This window comes from Amycolatopsis sp. WAC 01416, assembly GCF_003947485.1.
In the GTDB taxonomy this organism is placed as follows: Bacteria; Actinomycetota; Actinomycetes; order Mycobacteriales; family Pseudonocardiaceae; genus Amycolatopsis.
Genome location: NZ_QHHX01000001.1, coordinates 1 through 18,771, shown reverse-complemented (window position 1 = coordinate 18,771; position 18,771 = coordinate 1). Strand labels below are relative to the sequence as shown.

General features: G+C 68.5%; 18 protein-coding genes. 6 read left to right on the top strand and 12 right to left on the bottom strand.

Features of this window, described 5'->3' with window-relative positions:
• Positions 1–5: 5 nt before the first annotated feature.
• Positions 6–1,448 carry a M1 family metallopeptidase gene (locus tag DL990_RS00090; protein WP_233620353.1) on the bottom strand — a complete coding sequence of 481 codons (1,443 nt, stop codon included), beginning with the start codon at positions 1,446–1,448 and terminating at the stop codon, positions 6–8.
• Between DL990_RS00090 and DL990_RS00085 the strand changes: the two genes are divergently transcribed.
• On the top strand, positions 1,447–2,244 hold the full coding sequence (locus DL990_RS00085; RefSeq protein WP_125797560.1) for an alpha/beta fold hydrolase: 798 nt from the start codon (positions 1,447–1,449) through the stop codon (positions 2,242–2,244). The genes DL990_RS00090 and DL990_RS00085 overlap by 2 nt on opposite strands.
• On the opposite strand, the gene DL990_RS41670 is transcribed toward DL990_RS00085, so the two are convergent.
• Positions 2,226–2,339, bottom strand: coding sequence for a hypothetical protein (locus tag DL990_RS41670; RefSeq protein WP_233620352.1), 114 nt, complete (start codon positions 2,337–2,339; stop codon positions 2,226–2,228). The two genes, DL990_RS00085 and DL990_RS41670, sit on opposite strands and share 19 nt — an antisense overlap.
• Before the next feature lie 109 nt (positions 2,340–2,448).
• Between DL990_RS41670 and DL990_RS41665 the strand changes: the two genes are divergently transcribed.
• Complete coding sequence (locus DL990_RS41665) at positions 2,449–2,760, top strand: hypothetical protein (protein ID WP_233620351.1); 312 nt, start codon at positions 2,449–2,451, stop codon at positions 2,758–2,760.
• Here the strand turns inward: DL990_RS41665 and DL990_RS00075 are convergent.
• From DL990_RS00075 to DL990_RS00060, 4 genes are all read right to left on the bottom strand, one after another.
• Positions 2,705–3,667 (bottom strand): N-acetylmuramoyl-L-alanine amidase, encoded by a 963-nt coding sequence (locus DL990_RS00075; protein ID WP_125786140.1) that lies wholly within the window; start codon positions 3,665–3,667, stop codon positions 2,705–2,707. The genes DL990_RS41665 and DL990_RS00075 overlap by 56 nt on opposite strands.
• A gap of 88 nt (positions 3,668–3,755) precedes the next feature.
• Positions 3,756–4,631 (bottom strand): A/G-specific adenine glycosylase, encoded by an 876-nt coding sequence (locus tag DL990_RS00070; protein ID WP_125797559.1) that lies wholly within the window; start codon positions 4,629–4,631, stop codon positions 3,756–3,758.
• Positions 4,632–4,712: 81 nt separating this feature from the next.
• Positions 4,713–5,207, bottom strand: coding sequence for a carbonic anhydrase (locus DL990_RS00065; protein ID WP_125797558.1), 495 nt, complete (start codon positions 5,205–5,207; stop codon positions 4,713–4,715).
• A gap of 52 nt (positions 5,208–5,259) precedes the next feature.
• Positions 5,260–6,360: a LacI family DNA-binding transcriptional regulator gene (locus DL990_RS00060; RefSeq protein WP_125786137.1), complete on the bottom strand. Its 1,101-nt coding sequence runs from the start codon at positions 6,358–6,360 to the stop codon at positions 5,260–5,262.
• Between the two features lie 200 nt (positions 6,361–6,560).
• On the opposite strand from DL990_RS00060, the gene DL990_RS00055 reads away from it, so the two are divergent.
• From DL990_RS00055 to DL990_RS00045, 3 genes are read left to right on the top strand one after another with little or no spacing between them, the layout of a single operon-like run.
• A complete protein-coding gene (locus tag DL990_RS00055; RefSeq protein WP_125786136.1) occupies positions 6,561–7,502 on the top strand; it encodes a metal ABC transporter solute-binding protein, Zn/Mn family in 942 nt (313 codons plus the stop codon).
• The gene (locus tag DL990_RS00050) at positions 7,502–8,335 is read left to right on the top strand and encodes a metal ABC transporter ATP-binding protein (protein ID WP_125786135.1); all 834 of its coding nucleotides are present in this window, start codon (positions 7,502–7,504) and stop codon (positions 8,333–8,335) included. The genes DL990_RS00055 and DL990_RS00050 overlap by 1 nt, the downstream gene beginning before the upstream one ends.
• 4 nt (positions 8,336–8,339) lie before the next feature.
• The gene (locus DL990_RS00045) at positions 8,340–9,245 is read left to right on the top strand and encodes a metal ABC transporter permease (protein WP_125797557.1); all 906 of its coding nucleotides are present in this window, start codon (positions 8,340–8,342) and stop codon (positions 9,243–9,245) included.
• On the opposite strand, the gene DL990_RS00040 is transcribed toward DL990_RS00045, so the two are convergent.
• The 4 genes from DL990_RS00040 to DL990_RS00025 form a co-directional block, all read right to left on the bottom strand.
• Positions 9,211–10,524 (bottom strand): hypothetical protein, encoded by a 1,314-nt coding sequence (locus DL990_RS00040; protein WP_125797556.1) that lies wholly within the window; start codon positions 10,522–10,524, stop codon positions 9,211–9,213. The genes DL990_RS00045 and DL990_RS00040 overlap by 35 nt on opposite strands.
• Positions 10,525–10,606: 82 nt before the next feature.
• A complete protein-coding gene (locus tag DL990_RS00035; RefSeq protein WP_125786132.1) occupies positions 10,607–11,830 on the bottom strand; it encodes a DUF445 domain-containing protein in 1,224 nt (407 codons plus the stop codon).
• Between the two features lie 50 nt (positions 11,831–11,880).
• The gene (locus DL990_RS00030; RefSeq protein WP_125786131.1) at positions 11,881–13,107 is read right to left on the bottom strand and encodes a DUF445 domain-containing protein; all 1,227 of its coding nucleotides are present in this window, start codon (positions 13,105–13,107) and stop codon (positions 11,881–11,883) included.
• Positions 13,108–13,155: 48 nt separating this feature from the next.
• Positions 13,156–14,385: a DUF445 domain-containing protein gene (locus DL990_RS00025; RefSeq protein WP_125786130.1), complete on the bottom strand. Its 1,230-nt coding sequence runs from the start codon at positions 14,383–14,385 to the stop codon at positions 13,156–13,158.
• Between the two features lie 123 nt (positions 14,386–14,508).
• Here DL990_RS00025 and DL990_RS00020 point away from each other — a divergent pair, with 123 nt between their 5' ends.
• Complete coding sequence (locus DL990_RS00020) at positions 14,509–15,495, top strand: DivIVA domain-containing protein (protein ID WP_125797555.1); 987 nt, start codon at positions 14,509–14,511, stop codon at positions 15,493–15,495.
• Positions 15,496–15,499: 4 nt separating this feature from the next.
• On the opposite strand, the gene DL990_RS00015 is transcribed toward DL990_RS00020, so the two are convergent.
• Both DL990_RS00015 and DL990_RS00010 read right to left on the bottom strand, forming a co-directional pair.
• Entirely contained in the window at positions 15,500–16,948 is a 1,449-nt protein-coding gene (locus DL990_RS00015; protein ID WP_125797554.1) for an FGGY-family carbohydrate kinase, read from the bottom strand.
• Positions 16,945–18,279, bottom strand: a complete 1,335-nt coding sequence (locus DL990_RS00010; protein ID WP_125786127.1) for an MFS transporter — start codon at positions 18,277–18,279, stop codon at positions 16,945–16,947. Before DL990_RS00010 ends, DL990_RS00015 begins: the two co-directional genes overlap by 4 nt.
• Positions 18,280–18,771 lie beyond the last annotated feature (492 nt).

The window sequence follows — 18,771 nt, the reverse complement described above, 5'->3', positions numbered from 1 at the left end:
GGGCGTCAGCCTCGCAGGGTGCCCGGCAGCAGTTCGGCGTCCGGCGGGATCGTCGTGCCGTGGAACCAGGCGTCGAAGAAGGGCCGCAGGTCCTGCTCCGAAAGCTTGATCGTGAACGCCTCGAAATCCGCCCAGGAGGCGTTGGAGTTCCGGTACGCCGCCGGCCACTCCTTCAGCAGCCGCGCGAACGCTCCTTCGCCGATCTTCCGCCGCAGCGCGTGGATGGCCAGGATCCCCTTGTCGTAGACGCCGTGGAACTCCTGCCCTGCTCCCATGTCGACCAGTTTCGACGCCCAGAAGTCCTTGCTGCCACCCATGATCTCCAGGGCGGCGCGGTAGCGGTCGTCCAGGTTCTCGTTGTCCCGCGATTCCTGCCACAGCCATTGCGCGTACGAGGCGAGGCACTCGTTGAGGCAGATGTCGGACCACGAATTCAGCGTCACCGAATCGCCGAACCACTGGTGTGCGGTTTCGTGCACCACGGTGATCAGGTCGGCCCATTTCGCATAGGTGGGCCTGGTCTGGGTCTCCAGCGAGAAATGGATGTCCTCGTCGAGGTAGATGCCGCCGGCCGCGTCCACCGGGTACGGTCCGAACTTCGAGCTCAGGAAGCCGATGATCTCCGGCAGCCGCCTGCCGGTGTCGCGCCGGTCTTCGGCACCCGGCGCGTACGCGTTCACGACCGGTGTCCCGTCCGGCAGTGCCATCCGGTCGACGGTGAACTTGTCGATCGCCACCGTGGTCAGATAGGCCGCCACGGGCGTGCGTTCCTGCCAGGACGTCGTGCTCCAGCCGTTCGCCGAGGTCTTCTGGATCTCGCGCCCGTTCGAGATGACGGTCCAGCCGTCCGGCACCCGCGCGGTAAGGGTGAACATCGCCTTGTCGCGCGGGGTTTCGTTGACGGGATACCAGAACGACGCCGAATGCGGCTCGCCGACGATGAACGCGCCGCCGTCCTTCGACTTCTGCCAGCCGTTCTCGCTGCCCCCCGCCTTGGGGGTCGCCGACGGGTCGCCGCCGTAGAGGATCTTCGTGCGGAAGGTGGTCCCGTTCCGGATCGGCTCGGCGGGCGTCACCACCAGTTCGAATTCGCCTTCGCGCGCGAACTTCGCCGGTTTCCCCTCCACTTCAACGGATTGGACCGTCAAGCCGCGTAAGTCCAAGTTGTACCGATTGAGGTCTTGGGTCGCTTTCGCGATCACCGTGGTGTCGCCGTCGAGACGTCCTTTCGCGGGGTCGTAAGTGATCCCGACCTGGTATTCGGCCGCGTCGTAACCGCCGTTGCCGTCCATCGGGTAATACGGGTCGCCCGCGCCCGAAGCGCCGGGAGCCGGGTTCATCGGGGGCGGCGGTGGGGGCGTGGCAGGCGGAGGATCGGCGGTACAGCCGATAATCAGGGCGCAGACCAGCCCCAGGACCAGGCCGGCGGCGGGGACACGGCTGCGCATGGAGGGGAGCTTAGTGGTGATCCAGCGCGACGGGTTGATCACTTTCGGCGGCGACGGGCCGCCGATCGTCCTGCTGCACGGGCTCATGGGCAGGGCGACGACGTGGTGGCGGGTCGCGCGAAGGCTCGAACCGTACGGGCGTGTCCGCGGCCTCGACGCGCGTGGTCACGGACGGGGGCCGCGCGGCGGGCCCTGGCGCACCGAGCGGTTCGCCGACGACGTCGCCGCGGTGCTGCGGACCTTCGACGAGCCCGCCGTCCTGATCGGGCATTCGATGGGCGGCCTGCACGCCTGGGTCACCGCGGCGATCCATCCCGGCCTTGTCCGCGCCGTGGTCTGCGAGGATTTCGCGCCGGATCAGCGAGGCCGGACCGTGGACACCTGGCGCGGGTACTTCGAGTCGTGGCCGGTCCCGTTCCGGTCGCTGGCCCACGTGCGCGAGTTCTTCGGCGAAACCGGCGACTACTTCATCGAATGCGTCGAGGAACGTGAGGACGGCTACCACTTGATCGCGTCGCTCTCGGACCTGTACGAGATCGCGGCGGAATGGGGACGGCGCGATTTCTGGGAGTTCGTCGAACGCGTGAAATGCCCGCTGCTCGCGATCGAGGGCGAGCGGACCGCGATGCCGCACGGCCAGCAGGCCGAGCTGGCCGCCCGCGTGCCCGGCGGCCTCGGACGGCACATCGTCGTCCAAGGCGCCGGGCACGTGGTGCACGACGAAGCGCCGGAGACCTACCTCGGCGCCGTCGAAGCGTTTCTCTCCGACGTCATCGGTCAGCCCTTCGCCAGCTGAGCGTCGATCCAGGCGCGGCTCTGGTCGACGTCGACCTCGCCCAGCAGGAACCGGCCGCCGTATTCACCGGCGAGCCGTTCGATCACCGGCGTCATCTGGCGGCACGGCGGGCACCAGGTGGCGCCGTGGGGCACAACATGGCCTACACCTGCATCGGGCCGGTTCTCGCCGGGCTCGACGCGGCGATGCATCGTCCTGCTGGGGGTGAGCGACGGGGGCCACGGTCTGGCGCCGGCCGCCGCGAGCCTGTGGGGCCTGGGGTCCGGCGGCGCGCCGACCGCCTTCCAGGCCGTCACCGCCCTCATCGCGGGCCCTGCGGCCGACGCCGCCCAGTCGCTCACGATCGCGGCCTGGAACGGCGCCGTCGCAGGGGGAGCGCTCATCGGCGGATCGCCGCTGCCACTGGGAACGGGCCTGCTCCCTTGGTGCGCCGCCTTGGTCGTCCTCTCGCCACTGCTGTTCAGCCGGCGAGTCGTGCTTTCAGCGCCCGCGGATCGGTACCGGACCCGACGATGAGCGGCCAGACGTCGGAGCCGAGGAACCCGGTCTCGTCGGTCGCCGCGGTCGCGCCGCAGGTGTCGCGCTCCAGCCCGTGCCGCGCCGCCACCGCGACGACGGCGTCCTTTGTGGACTGTCCGAACAGGCCGTCGACGGGCACGGCGAAACCGCGTGCCCGCAGGAGTTCCTGTGCCGTCCGCACGCGCGGCCCGCTGTCACCGGGTTTCAGCAGCGGCCACTCCGGCAGGTCCACCTTGGGCGAAGCGGTGCCCAGCAGCTTCCCGACCTCGGTGCGCAGCTCCGGAAGCCGGTTGTACAGCACGGTTCCCGGGCATTCGGTCGAGTTGAAGTCGCGGTGTCCCTTGATGAACTCCGGCGAGATCCCGTACTGCGAAGCCATGTACGCGACCAGCTTCACCAGGGAGTCCCAGAGCGCCGGAGTGACGTCCTCTTTGCTGTAGAGGCCTTCGTTCTCGATCCCGATGCAGGTGCTGTTGTTGTTGCCCACGTTCGCGCCCAGCACGTGCTGGGTCCCGCCGCGCAGGATCTCCAGGCTGCGGTGCCTGCCTTCGGTGATGTGCCCGCCGCGGCTGTTCGTGAACTGCTGGCCGGTGTCGATCCAGCCGCGGGTGTCCATATGGAAATTCTGGATGGAACGTGACGCCCAGAAGGCGTGTTCGAGCGTGTAGTCGGTGACGTTCCCCGGGTCGACCGTGTGGTGCACGACGATGTACGTCGGCTTGTGGTTCTGCACCTCGATCGCGCCGTTCGGCGGCCGCGCGCTCCACGCGGACGTGCCGTAGATCTTCGGTTCTGCCACCCCGGACGCCGCGTTCGCGGCGGAAATCGTTGCTGTCCCCAGTAGCCCGACGGCGCTTACCGTCAGGCCGCCCTTGAGCGCGGTACGTCGGTCGAAGTCGGCCACGGGCGAAACTCCCATCATGCGCGTTGGCCGGAAAACTAACCCGCCATCGCGCCGATGACAACCATTGACCAACTTTTGTCGTAATGCGTTAGTGTTCGCCAGGGAGTGCGAACAGGCCGTCCCCGGTCTGTTCGAGCAGGCCGTCGACCAGTAGCGAGTCGAGGCAGCGGTCGCGCTGCCCGGATTCGCTCCAGACGAGATCGAGCCGCGCCTTCTCGACGGGACCTTCGCTGCCGCGCAGGACGTCGAGCAGCAACCCGCGCACCTGACGATCGGTCCCGGCGAACTTCTGGACCTGCTTCGCGGGCCCGGCGTAGGCGGGTCTGCCCGCGTGCTGCCAGGCGCAGTCTTCGTAGATGGGGCAGTCCGCGCACCGCGGTGACCGCGCGGTGCAGACGAGCGCGCCGAGTTCCATCAGCGCCGCCGAAAGCTTCGCGGCGGGCGCGTCCTCCGTCGGCAGCAGCGCTTCGACGTCGGCCATGTCGCGGGTGTTCGACGGCGGCCCGGCGTCACCCGCGCCGTGCACCGCCCTGGCCACCACGCGCCGGACGTTCGTGTCCACCACCGGCGCCCGCTTGCCGTAGGCGAAGGCCGCGACCGCGCGCGCCGTGTACGCGCCGATACCCGGCAACGCGAGCAGAGTGTCCACATCGGACGGAACAACGTCGCCGTGGTCGGCGGCGATGACGGCCGCCGCGGCGTGCAGCCGCAACGCGCGCCGCGGGTAGCCGAGTTTGCCCCAGGCACGTACGACCTCGCCCTGCGACGACGCCGCCAGCGCCGACGGCACCGGCCAGCGCGCCATCCATTCGAGCCAGATCGGCTGGACGCGCGCGACCGGCGTCTGCTGCAACATGATCTCGCTGACGAGTACGCCCCACGCGGTGCACTCCGGCTCGCGCCAGGGCAGGTCGCGGCCCACTTCGTCGAACCATTCGGTCAGCACATCCGCGTCGACGCCCACCGGGCCAAGCTTAAAGGTGCGACCCGCCAGGCCCGAAGGCGTCTCCCAAAGGGCGCTCCGCGCCCCTTCGGCGGGTTTCCGTCAGTACGCGACCTCGGTCAGGCGGCCCAGTTTCACGTCGTAGACGAAGCCGCGCACGTTGTCGGTGTGCGGCAGGAAGTCGCTGCGCCGGACGCGCTGCACCGACCGGCGCACGCTGTCCTCGACCTCACGGAACGCCTCGACCGACCAGGTCGGCCGGAGCCCGCTGGCGGCTTCGAGCTCGTCCTTGAAGTCGTCTTCGGTGACCATGGACAGGCCGCAGTCGGTGTGCTGGACGATCAGCACCTCGCGGGTGCCCAGTTTCCGCTGGCTCAGCGCGAGCGAACGGATCGTGTCGTCGGTGACGACGCCGCCCGCGTTACGCAGGATGTGCGACTCGCCCTGGATCAGGCCGAAGATCTCGAACACCCGGATACGGGCGTCCATGCAGGTCAAAATCGTCACGTGGAGCGATGGCCTCGGGGAAGAACGGTCACCAGGGGTGACATCGCCCAGCTCCTGATTGCGCTTGAGCAGTACGTCGATGGAGGTCACCGGCTCATTGGAACCGGGCGGGCCGGAGGAGGGCAACACTTCGGGGCTCATGTCACGGCCCGAACCAGCGCTCTTCGGCTGTCCGCGGCGGTGCCGACGTGCGGCCGACCCGCAGTTCCGTGGCCAGGGTGATCACCTTCGGCCCGACCCGGTCCGCCGAGCTGAGCAGCAGCTTGCCCGCCGCCTTGCCCTTCTCGAGCACCGGCTGGTGGACCGTGGTGAGCCCGGACCGTTCGGCCTCGGTGATGCCGTCGAAACCGGTGACCGTCAGATCCTGCGGCACGCGCAGCCCCCGGCGTTCGGCTTCGGCCAGCGCGCCGAGCGCGAGGATGTCCGAGGTGCAGATCACGGCGGTGACCTGCGGATACGCGTCGAGCAGCTGCCGTGCGGCCGAAGCGCCGTCGTCGACGGTGTGGTCGAAGCGCTCGACCACCGGCACGGTCGCCCAGTCGACCCCGGCCGCCGAGAACGCGGCGGCCAGCGCCTCCAGCCGGATCCGCTGGACGTGGAAATGCGCCGCGCTCTGCCGCTGGATGGAGACGAAGTCGTCGTTGCGCTCGCGGGCGAGCCGCATGCACAGCACGCCGATCTGCCGGTGCCCGAGAGAGATGAGGTGCTCGGCCATCGCGGTGACCGCGGCCGCGTCGTCCGGGCCGACCCGGTCGACCCCGTCCACGCGCGGCTGGTCGACGATCACCGTCGGCACCGGGCGCTCCAGGACGGCGCCGAGATGCGGGTCGTCGTCGGGGACCGAATAGACGACGAAACCGTCGACGCCGGCGCGGTGCACGGCCGCGACGTCCTCGCGGCCGGGGCTCGCCGGGACCAGGTGCAGGCCGACGCCCGCGTCCTCGCAGGCCAGCGCGAGCCCTTCGAGCACGCCGATCGCGGCGGGGTCGCGGAAGGCGTAGGAGAGGTTTTCGGTGAGTAAAAGACCGACAGCACCCGCCTTGCGCGTCCGCAGTGAACGGGCCACCGGGTCCGGGCCCGGGTAGCCGAGGCGGCGCGCGGTCTCGAGGACGCGACGGCGCAACTCGGGAGACAGCTGGTCTGGCCGGTTGTAGGCGTTCGAGACGGTGGTCCTCGACACACCGAGCTCTGCGGCCAACGACGCCAGTGTCGCCTGCCTCCTGGTGCGGATAGGACGGCCCATCCGCAAACCGTAACGGTTCAGAACGTTTTGCAGAAGCATCACCCGACGTGTGGCAGGTCTCGATTCAGAGTGACCCTGGGTACAGGTCATACCAGCGCGGAGGGACCTGTCAGCCGTATGGGGTACAGTTGAATCTGACAACGGTTTCCATTACCCGGCATTGGGGACACCTGGCCTGGGCTTCCGCAGGAGTGCAGTAAATGAATTCCCGCCGTACTAAGAGTGTTTTCGCGGCCGTGTCGGCCTTGGCCGTCCTCGCGCTCGGCGCGACGGCTTGCGCGTCCGGCGACAAGGCGTCGACGAGCTCCGGCTCGCAGAACGCGTCCGCCGCGAACCCGGGCGGCGGCGAGAAGATCAAGGTCGTCGCCTCGACCGACGTCTGGGGCAGCGTCGTGACCGCCGTCGGCGGCGACAAGGTCGAGGTCACCTCGATCATCCACGACCCCTCGGCCGACCCGCACTCCTACGAGACCACCGCGAGCGACGCCATCGCCGCGAAGAACGCGAAGCTGACGCTGTCCAACGGCGGCGGCTACGACGACTTCTTCTCGAAGCTCGCCGACCAGGCCACCGGCGCGCAGAAACTGGTCGCCGTCGACATCGCCGCGACCGGCAACGAGAACGAGCACGTCTGGTACAGCCTGCCCGGCGTCGAGAAGATCGCCGACCAGGTCGCCGCGAAGCTCGGCGAGATCCAGCCCGCCTCGAAGGACGCCTTCACCGCCAACGCGACCGCGTTCAAGGGCAAGACCCAGGAACTGCTGAAGAAGGTCTCGGGCCTGGGCGGCTCGAACGGCTCGAGTGTCAACGTCGTCGCGACAGAGCCCGTCGCGCACTACCTCCTCGACAGCGCGAAGGTCACGGACGCGACTCCGCCCGCCTTCGCCGAGGCCGTGGAAGCGGAGCAGGACGTGCCCGCCGCCGCGCTCAACGAGGTCAAGCAGCTGATCGCAGGCAAGCAGGTCAAGGCGCTGATCAACAACGCGCAGACCACCACCCCGGTCACCCAGCAGGTCGTCGGCGACGCCAAGAACGCCGGGATCGCCGTCGTCGACGTCACCGAAACGCTTCCCCAGGGTGTGACCGACTACATTGCATGGATGACCAAGGAAGTGGACTCGCTGGCGGGAGCGCTGAAGTAGTGAGTTCCGTACCTGCCGAGGCTCGCCCCGCGGTCCATGTCCGCGGGGCGAGCCTCGCGTTCGGCTCCAGGACCCTCTGGTCCGGGCTCGACCTCGACGTCGAACCCGGCGAGTTCCTCGCGATCCTCGGGCCGAACGGCTCCGGGAAGAGCAGCCTGCTCAAGGTCCTGCTCGGTCAGCAGGGGCTGCCGGAGGGCACGGTCGAGATCGCGGGGCGGCGTCCCGGCGGGACGAACCGGCGGATCGGCTACATCCCGCAGCAGCGCGCCCTCGACGAAGGCCTGACGATGCGCGGGGTGGACCTGGTCGGCCTCGGCCTGGACGGGCACCGGTGGGGCACCGGGCTCTTCGGGCTTTCGAAACGACGTCAACTGGTGTCGAGGGCCATCGAGTCCGTCGGCGCCCAGGCGTACGCGAAACAGCCGGTGGGGCGGCTTTCCGGCGGCGAGCAGCAGCGGCTCCGCGTCGCGCAGTCGCTGGTCGGCGACCCCGAAGTCCTGCTGTGCGACGAGCCGCTGCTCTCCCTCGACCTCGCGCACCAGCGCGCGGTCAGCGAGCTGATCGACGAGCGACGGCGTTCGGCGGACACCGCCGTCCTGTTCGTCACCCACGAGATCAACCCGATCCTGTCCTATGTGGACAGGGTGCTCTATCTGGTGAACGGCCAGTTCCGGGTCGGCAAGCCGGACGAGGTGATGAACTCGGAGACGCTGTCCGAGCTGTACGGCACGCGGATCGAGGTGCTCAAGGTCGGCGGTCAGATCCACGTCGCCGGGGCGCAGAGCGCGCTGTGCGAGGACGAACCCCACCACATCGACGAACGGGCCAGCTAGCACCGTGGACAAGATGTTCGACTTCGCGCTCACCGGTGAGCTGCTCGGCCTCGACTTCGTTCAGACGGCGTTGCTCGCCGCCGCCGTCCTCGGCCTGGTCGCGGGGGTGCTGGGGCCGCTGGTGGTCATGCGGCGGATGTCGTTCGCCGTGCACGGCACCGCCGAACTGGCCTTCACCGGCGCGGCGGGTGCTTTGCTGCTGGGGGTCGGCGTCGAACTCGGCGGCCTCGCGGGCGCCGTCATCGCCCCGCTGCTGATCGGGATCCTCGGCGGCCGTGAGTCCGAACGCGACTCCGTGATCGGCGTGATCCTCGCCTTCGGCCTCGGCATGGGCGTGCTGCTGCTGTCGTTCTACGAGGGCCGCAGCGCCAACAAGTTCGGCATCCTCGTCGGCCAGATCATCACGATCGACTCGACCAACCTGAACCTGCTCGTCGGCGCGTCGGTCGTCGTACTGGTGGTGCTCGCGGTGATCTACCGGCCGCTGCTGTTCGCCACGGTCGACCCGGCGGTCGCGACGGCGCGCGGCGTGCCGGTGCGGCTGCTGTCGCTGATCTTCGCGGTACTCGTCGGGATTTCGAGCGCGCTCGGCGTGCAGATCGTCGGCGCGCTGCTCGTGGTCTCGCTGATGGTGACCCCGGCCGCGGCGGCCGCGCGGGTCACGGCGAGCCCGTGGAAGGCGACAGTGCTGTCGATCGTCTTCGCGGAGATCGCGGCACTCGGCGGGATCATCCTCTCGCTCGCGCCCGGGAAGCCGGTGAGCGCGTTCGTCACGGCGATCTCGTTCGTGATCTACCTGGTCTGCCGCCTCATCGCGTGGCTGCGCGGCAGGAACTCGCGGATCCGCGTCGAGCCCGCCGATCCGGAACCGGCGCTCAGCGCACCGGGTGCTCGGCCAATGCCTTCTTGACCGCTTCGAGGAAGGCGGGGTCGATGAACGCGAGCTGACCGCCGGCCACGCTGCGCTCCACGGCCTCGATGACCACGACGTTCGCGTTCACGAAAGCGTCGACGGCCTCGGCCTGTGGCGTCTTCTGGGTGAAGTGCGCCAGCATCGTCAGGTTCGTGAACGCGCCCGAGAGATACCGCGAAGACGCCTTCGTGAACGAGTCGCCGTAGATCAGGATCTTGTCGTCCACGGTCCCGATCAGCGGGCTCGCGGTGCGGTACACCGGCCGGTCGATGTCGCCGTTCGGCTCGCCCGCGCGCTCGACGACGCCGTCCGGGCGGAGGCTGTACAGCGTGTTCGTCTTCGTGCCCTGCTTGCTGATCAGCGGCGGCAGATCGGCCACGGTGTCGTACTGGCCGACGGGAACGCTGACCCAGGTCTGCGTGACGCCCGGTTTGATCGCGTTCGCGATGGCGCGCGTCATCACCAGCGCGCCCTCGTCGGCCCAGTGCGTGTCGTTCGGCGGGTACACCGGCCGCTGCACCCGGCCCTCGGACGCGCGCAGCTCGGGCCGCAGGTCGATCGCGCGCGCGTCCTTGAGCATCCGGTGCCAGGTGGCCGCCTCGGCCGACCGCGAGCAGTCCTTGCCGGGATAGGTGCCGGGCAGGAACTGCGGGACCATCGTCGACTTGTCCGGCGCGACGACGAGCTCGAACCGCCGCCCGGACTGCTCGACCGCGCGCCGCAGCTCGTTGATCTTGGCGATCGTCTCGGTCAGCGGACGGGACGGATCGCATTTCGCGTCCGCGTCGTAGCCGTAGTACAGCCAGCCGTCGCGGCCCTGCACCACCCGGCGGTAACCGGACGCGGCGTTCGGCGTCGGCCCCTGCGTGGGCGCGGTTTTGGACGGTGCCGGCGCCGGCGGCGCGGGGATCGGGCCTGCCTGCTGCTGTGGCGGCGGCTGGTCCAGAGGGGCGCCCTCGCCGAAGACACCGCGGCTGATCGCGTCGGCGGCGGCGATCGCGCCCGGCCGGAACGACAGCTGGTCGATGGCCCAGGTCGGCAGATCGGTGAAGAACCCCCAGCCCTTGTCCAGGCCGGGGAAACTCGCGAGCTTGTGGTTCTCGATCTCACCAGGCCGCACGCCGAACACCCACAGCAACGCGGGGGTGGTGAAGAACAGGAGCGCGCTGATCAGCGCGGTCAGCTGCCTGCCACCGTGGCGGGGACGGTGCAACGCGTGTTCACGCGGAAGCCACGCCTCGTGGACGGCTGGCAGTTGCTGGGGTTCGGACGCCACCCCTCCACCGTAATCATCCCGTGTCTCCCGCACATGAGAACCGCCCCCAAAGCGCGTTCAGCGGGCTAAACGCGATCCGGCGTCAGTGGAGCATCAGGAGGACCTGCAGCTCACCGACCAGGAAGCCGATGAGCCCGCCGACCGCGATGAGCTTCCACTCGTCCTGCCGGAACGCCGGCCTCAACAGGCCCTCGAACTCCAGCGGCGTCAGCCCGAGCATCCGCCGCTCGACGATCTTCGCGACGTCCATCGCCTCGGTCAGGTAGCCCTCGGCGTGGCGGATCGTCGGCGGCAGCCGCTCCAGCGCCTTCCGCGCGGCCGCCTGTTTGATCTCGTTCAGCCGCTGCCCGCCGACGGCCATCGCGACCATCGGTTTCGCGACGCTCGCCTGCCGATCGACGGCCTGCGACACGAGCCGTTCCACCAGCGAGTACAGCCGGTCCGACCGCGGCCCGCGCAGGACGGCGTCGAGCAGGTTCGGCACGGTGAGGATCTCGTTCGCGATCATCTCGCCGTACTGATGCGCGACCTCCGCCCGCCGCCGCTGGAACTTGCCCTGCAGGATCACCCGGCCGACGCGCACCGGCTCGCGCGGCACGAAGATCAGCTTGATCGCCAGCCAGTCGGTGAACAGCCCGATGCAGCCGCCGAAGATCGGCAGCACCCACGGCTCCTTCGTCAGCGCCCAGACGAACGCCTGCACGATGCCGAGCCCGAAGCCGAAGTAGATCCCCGTGCGCGCGATGAACGCCATCTCCGGCCGCGACGTCTCGCGGATGAGCCGGACGAGCAGCTTCTTGTCCCTGGTGAGCCGCTGCACGGTCATATGCTGGAAGTCGAGCACCTCGTCGAGGTTCGCGGTCATTTCTTCCATGAACTCGCGCACCAGCCGCGGCGTCGCCGACTGGACCTGCTTGATCAGCAGTTCCTGCGCCATCGTCGGCATGACCTCCCAGAGCCTGGGATGGTGCTTTTCGAGCACTTCGCGGGCGACCTCGTCCACGGCCCGCAGGAGCGGCTGCTCGATCTCGCGCGTGATGATCGCCGGGTCGATCCGGCGGAAGACCTCTTTGACGTCCAGCAGGTTCGACGTCAGCAACTCGGTCGCGACGGCCGCCATCCGCCCGCCGTGTTTGGGCACCACGCCCTGCCAGCCGAGGAACGGCTTGATCCCGACGAACTCCAGCGGTTTGAACATCATCTCGATGGCGACGCGTTTGGTGACGTAGCCGATCAGCGCGGCGACGAACGGGATCGCGGCGTACAGCCACCAATGGCGGGCGAGATCGTCCAGGACGGCGTCCACACGACCTCCTCGCTTCGCTCAGGGAAGGGGGAAACGGTATCGGGTGGCCGTCAGTGGAGCAGCAGAAGCACCTGAAGTTCACCGACGAGGCCACCGATCACCGCGCCGACGGCGATCAGTTTCCACTCGTCCTGCCGGAACGCCGGGCGCAGCAACTGCTCGAATTCGAGCGGGTTCAGCCGCCGCATTCTGTCCACAATGGTGTTCCGGACGTCGAGCGCGTTGACGGCGTAGCTCTCGGCGTGCCGGATCGTCTCCGGGATCCGTGCCGCCGCCTTCGCCGCCGCCGTCTGCTTCATCTCCTGGAACCGCCTGCTCCCGACGGCCATCGCGACGAACGGCTTCACGACACTCGCCTGCGCGTCGATGGTCCGCTGCACCTCGCGGGTGATCATCGTGAACAGCTTGTCCGACTTCGGCCCGCTCAACACGGCTTCGAGCAGGTTCGGGATGGTGATGATCTCTCGCGCGATCATGTCGCCGTAGTCGGCGGCGACCTGGTCCTTGCGTTTCTGGAACACGCCTTGCCAGGTGTAGAAGCCGAAGAACCGTTTCGGTTCGCGCGGCAGGAAGATCATCTTCAAGGCGATCCAGTCGGTGAACCAGCCGATGCCGATACCGAACAGCGGCAGCACGATCGGCGACTTCGTCAGCGCCCACACGAGCAGCTGCACGCAGCCGAGGGAGAACCCGAACACGATCCCCGACCGGGCGATGAACCGCATCTCCGGCCGCGAGATGTCGCGGATCAGCCGGTTGAGCAAGGCCTTGTCGCGCACGAGGTTCGTCACGACCATGTGCTTGAGGTCGAGCACGTCCTCGATGTTCTCGGCGATCTCGCCCATGATCTTCGTGATCGCGCGCGGCGCCTCGGCCTGCACGCGTTTGAGCAGCAGGTGCTGGGCGGTGTTCGGCAGCACTTCCCACAGTCTGGGCTGGTACTGCTCCATGACCTCGCGGGTGACGTCCTCGACGACGCGGAGCAGCGGCTGTTCGATCTCCTTCGCCACCTGAGCCGGGTCGAGCCTGGCGAAGATCTCCTTCGGATCGACGAGGTTGCTCGTCAGCATCTCGGTGGCGGTGGCCGCCATCCGCTCGGCGTTCGCCGGCAGCACCCCCTGCCAGCCGAGGAACGGCTTGATCCCGACGAACTCCACCGGTTTGAACATCATCTCGATGGCGACGCGTTTGGTGACGTAACCGATCAGCGCCGCGATGAACGGCATGGTGACGTACACCGGCCAGTGCTCGCCGAGGTCGGCGATGACGGCGTCCACTTGAAGCCCCTCCCGCGTCTCGATTGAGGGGAACCTAGCCGCCTGTCCTCAATGGAGGAGTAGCAGGACCTGAAGTTCACCCACGAGCCCGCCGATCACCGCGCCGACCGCGATGAGCTTCCATTCGTCCTGCTGGAAGGCGGGTCGGAGGATCCCTTCGAACTCGAGCGGGGTCAGCTGCTGCATCTTCGTGACGATGGTGTTGCGGACGTCGAGCGCGTCAGTGGCGTAGCTCTCCACGTGTTTCACCGTTTCGGGGAGATACGCGATCGCCTTCTCGGCCGCCGCCTTCTTCATCTCCTGGTACTGCACGCCGCCGACGGTCAGCGCCACCAACGGTTTCGCGATGCTCGCCTGTGCGTCGATGGTCCGCTGCACCTCGCGGGTGATCATCGCGAACAGCTTGTCCGACTTGGGCCCGGTGAGCACGGCCTCCATCACGTTCCGCACGGTGAGGACCTCGTCCGCGATCAGCGCGCCGTAGTCCTTGGCGACCGCCTGGCGGCGTTTCTGGAACATGCCCTGCCAGCTGAAGAACAGGAACCGGCGCGGCTCACGCGGATAGAAGATCATCTTCAGGGCCAGCCAGTCCGTGACGAAGCCGGTGACGAAACCGAAGATCGGCATGATCAACGGCTGCTTCGTCAGCGCCCACGCGACGAACTGGATCAGGCCGATGACGAAGCCGAACCAGATGCCGGACCGGGCGATGAAGCGCAGCTCCGGGGTCGCGACCTCCTTGATCAGGCGGCAGGTCAGCGATTTGTCGCGGACCATCGCGTTGATCAGCATCTCGTTGACGTCGAGGACCTCGTCGATGTTCGTCGACACCTCGCGCATCAGCCGCGCGACGACCTTCGGCGCCTGCGCCCGCACCTGATCGACCAGCATGCGCTGCGCCCGGGTCGGCAGCAGTTCCCACAGTCTGGGCTGGTACTGCTCCATCACCTCGCGGGTGACGTCCTCGACGGCCTTGAGGAGCGGCTCTTCCAGTTCCTTGACGACCTCGTCGGGATCGAGCCGGGAGAAGATCTCCTGCGGATCGACGAGGTTGTTGGTCAGCAGGTCGACGGCGGTGGTCGCCATCCGGCGCGAGTTGGCCGGGATGACCCCCTGCCAGCCGAGGAAGGGTTTGATCCCGACGAACTCCAGCGGCCGGAACATCATCTCGATGGCGACGCGTTTCGTGATGTAGCCGATGAGCGCGGCGATGAAGGGCATCGTGGCGTAGATGTGCCAGTGCTCACGGATGTCTTCGAGGATCGCCGAGATGTCCAACCGGGCCTCCCCTGCTTACGACCTGTCAACAATGCAGGATGCCATGTGATCGCCCCGTCGCACTCCGAGTGCAGCCGTTTGGCGGTACTGCCTGACGGGCCCCTGCTCATTAAGGTGGCCGCCATGGTCGCTCCTGAGAAGACGGCGCCTCAGGCGCCCTCAGCGAAATCGCCCCAATTCGCGGGCTCCGTGCGTGGCTACGACAAGCGACAGGTGGACGAGCGGCTCGCCGAACTGTCGATCGAACTCAAGCAGCTCTCGCGCAACCGCGACGAGGCCGTCGCGACCGCCGCCGAACTCACCAAGGCGCTCGGCCACGCCCAGAAGGAACTGGACGAGACCAAGGCCGCACTCGTGCGGATGAGCGCGAGCCCGTCCGGCGCCGGCGCGATGGCCGAACGTGTCCGCATGATGATGCAGCTCGCCGAGGAGGAGATCGCCGACCTCAAGGCCGCCGCGGAAGCCGACGCCAAGTCGACACGGGCCGAAGCGGACAGGTACGCCCACGAGACGCAGCGCGCGAGCGACAAGGCGGCCAAGGACGCGCAGACGGAACGCGAGAAGCTGCTCGCGGACGCCAAGGCCGAGATCGAGCGGCTGAACGCCGAGGCGGCACAGAAGCGCAAGGAACTGGACATGGAGAGCGTCCGGAACCGCGCCGCCGCGGACAAGAAGGCCGAGGAGGCTTCGGCGGCTCGTCGCGCGGAGGCGGAGAAGGCGTCCGCGGACAAGATCGCGGAAGCCGACCGGGTGTCGGCGGAAAAGCGTGCCGAAGCCGAGCGGATCTCCGCCGAGAAGATCGCCAAGGCGGAGAAGTCTTCGGCGGAGGACATCGCCGCGAAGCAGGAGCAGGTCGCGGAGGCCCTCACCGACGCGAGGACCCAGCAGGCCGACGCTCAGCAGGCTCGGAAGCTCTCACTGGAACTCCGGTCGAAGGTCGCCGAGCGGCTTTCCGCCACGGACGTCGCCGTCCAGGAGGCCATCCGGCTGCTGTCTCCCGCTCCCGAGACCACTGCTGCGCCCGAGGTCGCGAAGCCGGAAGCCGCCAAACCTGCGGCGTCCACACCGAAGCCGACTCCCAACAAGACCAATGGACCACGTCCTTCCTGATGCCTCAACGCCGGACGACGGCGAACAGCTCGTCGTCGATCCAGCCCCTGGTGTGCAGTTCGGTGCAGAACCTCAGGTAGGACTCGGCGAGCGCGGCACTTTCGCGCTCGTCGGGTTCGACCAGTGTTCCCTGGCCGAGCCCTTCGGACGCCTCGGTGAGCCCACCCGGCAGGATTCCCGCCGCAGCGAGCAGGGCGGCGCCGTAACCCGTTTCGGCCTGCGGTGACACCCGCAGGCCGAGCCCGGTGACGGTCGCCCTGATTCGTGTCCACAAAGGACTCTTGCTGCCGCCGCCCGCCGCCAGCAGCGGTTCGGAGAGCGTGACGCCGAGACGGCGCAGATGGTCCAGCGCCAGCCGCTCGAGGAAGGCGACTCCCTCCAGCCTGGCGCGGTGCAGCTCCACCACGCCGACCTCGCCGCCCTTGCCGGTTACGAAACCCTCGGCGTCCGCACTGGCGAACGGGAAGCGCTCGCCCTTGCGCCGCAACGGATACGCGACCACCTTCGCCGGGCCCGCCGCGGCCGCCGCCGCGTCGAGTTCGGGTAGGCGGCCCTCGCGGGCGACGGCCTCACCGCCGGTGTTCGACGCGCCGCCGGGCAGCCACCAGCCGTCCGGATGACGGTGGCTGTACATCGCTCCCGTCGGATCCGGCACCAGGTTTTCGGTGACTCCCTTGAGCACGTACGTCGTGCCGAGGATCCCGACGAAACTCCCTGGCGTGACCGCGCCGGCCGCGAGCTGGCCCGCGCAGCCGTCCGTCATCCCGGCCACGACCGGGCAGCCTGCCGGGAGCCCGGCGACCGGACGGGCCACCGTGCCCAGCACGGTGGCCGGCGCGACCACCGGCGGGAGCAAGCTCTCCGGTACCCGCAAGGCATCGAAGACCTCGTTTGGCCATTCCAGGGCGAGCGGGTCGTAACCGCTTTTCAAGGCATGCGACCAGTCGCTCGCCACCGGCCCGCCGGTGAGTTCCCCGGCGATCAGATCGGGCGTGTGCCGGATCCCGGCGACGCCGGGGACGCGCTCGGCCAGCCAGGCGATGCGGCCGAGCGCGGCCGTGGCGGACACTCCGAAGCCGAGCCGCCGCCAGCGATCCGCGCCGAGTTCGGTGGCCTCGCGGTTGAGCTCGGCACCGCGCCTGTCGTCGTACATCAGCGCGGGCGTGACCGGCTCGCCCGAGGCGTCGACCCCGACGATCGTCCCCGACGTCGCGGCGACGGCCACCGCGGCGACCTCGCCGCCCCTGCCCGGCAGCTCGCCGGTGACCTTCGCCAGCACCGTCTTCACCGTGGGCCACCAGGACCGGGCGTCCTGCTCGCTGCGCCCGCGACCGTCGCGGACGGGCGCGGGCAGCGGCGCGGCGGCCGAAGCGAGAACGGTGCCGCCGCACACCGCGAGGGCACGGACCCCCGCGGTGGCGACGTCGATGCCGATCGTGACGGGTTGGTTCACGTGGTGACGACCTTCTCTCCGACTTCCTGCAGACTTTTGTCCTCTTCGATCGCCTTCGCCGTCTCCTCGGGCAATTTCAGGTAGCGCACCATGACCGCCGCGACCAGATACAGCGCGGCGAAGACGATCACCACGCCGGCCGCGCCCAGCGGGCCGAGGAACAGGCTGACGATCGCCGGCCCGACGAACGCCGCCGCGCCCGCGCCCAGGTTCAGCAGGGCCATCGCGCCGCCCTTGTTCTCCGGGGCGAGGGAGGGGAGCAGCGCCGAGATCGGCACGAACCCGGCGAGCGTGGCGCCGTACAGCGCGCCGACGAGCAGCGCGAGCCAGTAGTACTCCGCACCCATGGCGACCGGGACGAAGTAGAGCAGCAGGATCGAGATCGCACAGCCGATCGCGCCGAACCAGAAGATCGTGGTGCGCCAGCCGATCCGGTCGCTCAGCACGCCGAAGATCAGGTTGAAGAAGATGTTCGTGCCGTAGATGACCGAGACCAGCAGCAGCCAGCGGCTCTCCCCGAACCCGATGCCCTCGATGAAGATCGTCGGGAAGAACACCAGCATCCCGAATTCGGGGGCGGTGTTGATGACCCGGACGAGCATCCCGACGCCGACGCGGGGTTTCTTCCAGGCGATCGACACGCTGGAAACCAGGCTCTGCACCGGTTTCACGTCCGGCGGCGCGAGCCGCGTGTACCCCGTCCGCTGCCGGACGCCGAAGATCGCCAGCAAGCCGCCGAGCGCGAGCAGCACCACCGACACCCAAAGTGTGCCGTACTGGCCCAAAACCGGGTTCGTGAAGCTCGCGACCAGCGCGCCCAGCGTCGGCAACCCGCCGGTGAAGGCGAAGTAGAACCAGCCGACGGCCGCACCGAGCCTGGCGACCGGCGCCACCGCGGTGATCCAGACCAGGAAACCGAACGCGAACATCGGATAGCCGAAACCGCGGAGGCCGTAGAACACCAGCATCAACGGGTAGCTCTCACCGGAGACCGCGACCGCGAGGAACAGCACGTCGAACACCAGCCAGATGGCCAGGCCGATCATCATCACGCGACGCGGCCCCCAAAGGTCCGACAATGCGCCCGACAGCCACGACGCCAGCATCACGGCGACGCCGTACACCGTGATCACGTACGAGGCCTTGATCTCGGTGCCCGCGCCGTTGTCCGCCATGAACGGCGCGATGAAGCCCGACTCGACCCCGTCGCCGATCATGAACAGCAGCAGGCCGGCATAGCCGAGGAACAGCGGAGCGGGGAGACCCCAGCGGTTCAGTACGCGGGCGAACCCGCTCCCGGATCGCGATAACGGCGATGTTACCTGGTTCATGCACGCCTCCATGACGTCGTGTTCAGCGTATCATGGATCGTGTTAACTTAACTTTCAAGATGTTACATCGGCGGATTTTCGTGTTAGCCTCGCGCGCCCGGGTGGGGTTCCGGCGCTGACGATGGAGGAATCGGGACGTTGAGTGTCCCGGTTCCTCCATCGTCGCGGGTGCGCCTCGGGTTTGGTCCTTCGTCGTTCACCCTCGGATCAGTCGAGGGGGAGGGTTCAGGACGGTCAACGTCCCGAATCTTCCCCGCTCACCTCATGGAGCCCAGGCAATGCCGATGCCCGTGGGTGGGCACGACCACCCACCCCGCTCACGGGGCACGCCGGCGCTCGCCGCCGGCCCCGTGGACCGGCCGACCTGCAATGAGCCTTTTTCATCCTTGGTGTTCGAGGGTGAGGATGGCTTTGGCGTGGGTGGTGACGTGGTGGGTGCTGCAGCGGGCGCGGGTGAGGATGCGCCAGTTTTTGAGGGTGGCGAAGCCGCGT

Excerpts from the sequence above, each read along its gene's own strand:
- DL990_RS00085 (WP_125797560.1), top strand. The coding sequence starts at position 1,447 with ATGGAGGGGAGCTTAGTGGTGATCCAGCGCGACGGGTTGATCACTTTC.
- DL990_RS00090 (WP_233620353.1), bottom strand. The coding sequence starts at position 1,448 with ATGCGCAGCCGTGTCCCCGCCGCCGGCCTGGTCCTGGGGCTGGTCTGC.
- DL990_RS41670 (WP_233620352.1), bottom strand. The coding sequence starts at position 2,339 with ATGACGCCGGTGATCGAACGGCTCGCCGGTGAATACGGCGGCCGGTTC.
- DL990_RS00060 (WP_125786137.1), bottom strand. The coding sequence starts at position 6,360 with ATGGGCCGTCCTATCCGCACCAGGAGGCAGGCGACACTGGCGTCGTTG.
- DL990_RS00055 (WP_125786136.1), top strand. The coding sequence starts at position 6,561 with ATGAATTCCCGCCGTACTAAGAGTGTTTTCGCGGCCGTGTCGGCCTTG.
- DL990_RS00020 (WP_125797555.1), top strand. The coding sequence starts at position 14,509 with ATGGTCGCTCCTGAGAAGACGGCGCCTCAGGCGCCCTCAGCGAAATCG.
- DL990_RS00010 (WP_125786127.1), bottom strand. The coding sequence starts at position 18,279 with ATGAACCAGGTAACATCGCCGTTATCGCGATCCGGGAGCGGGTTCGCC.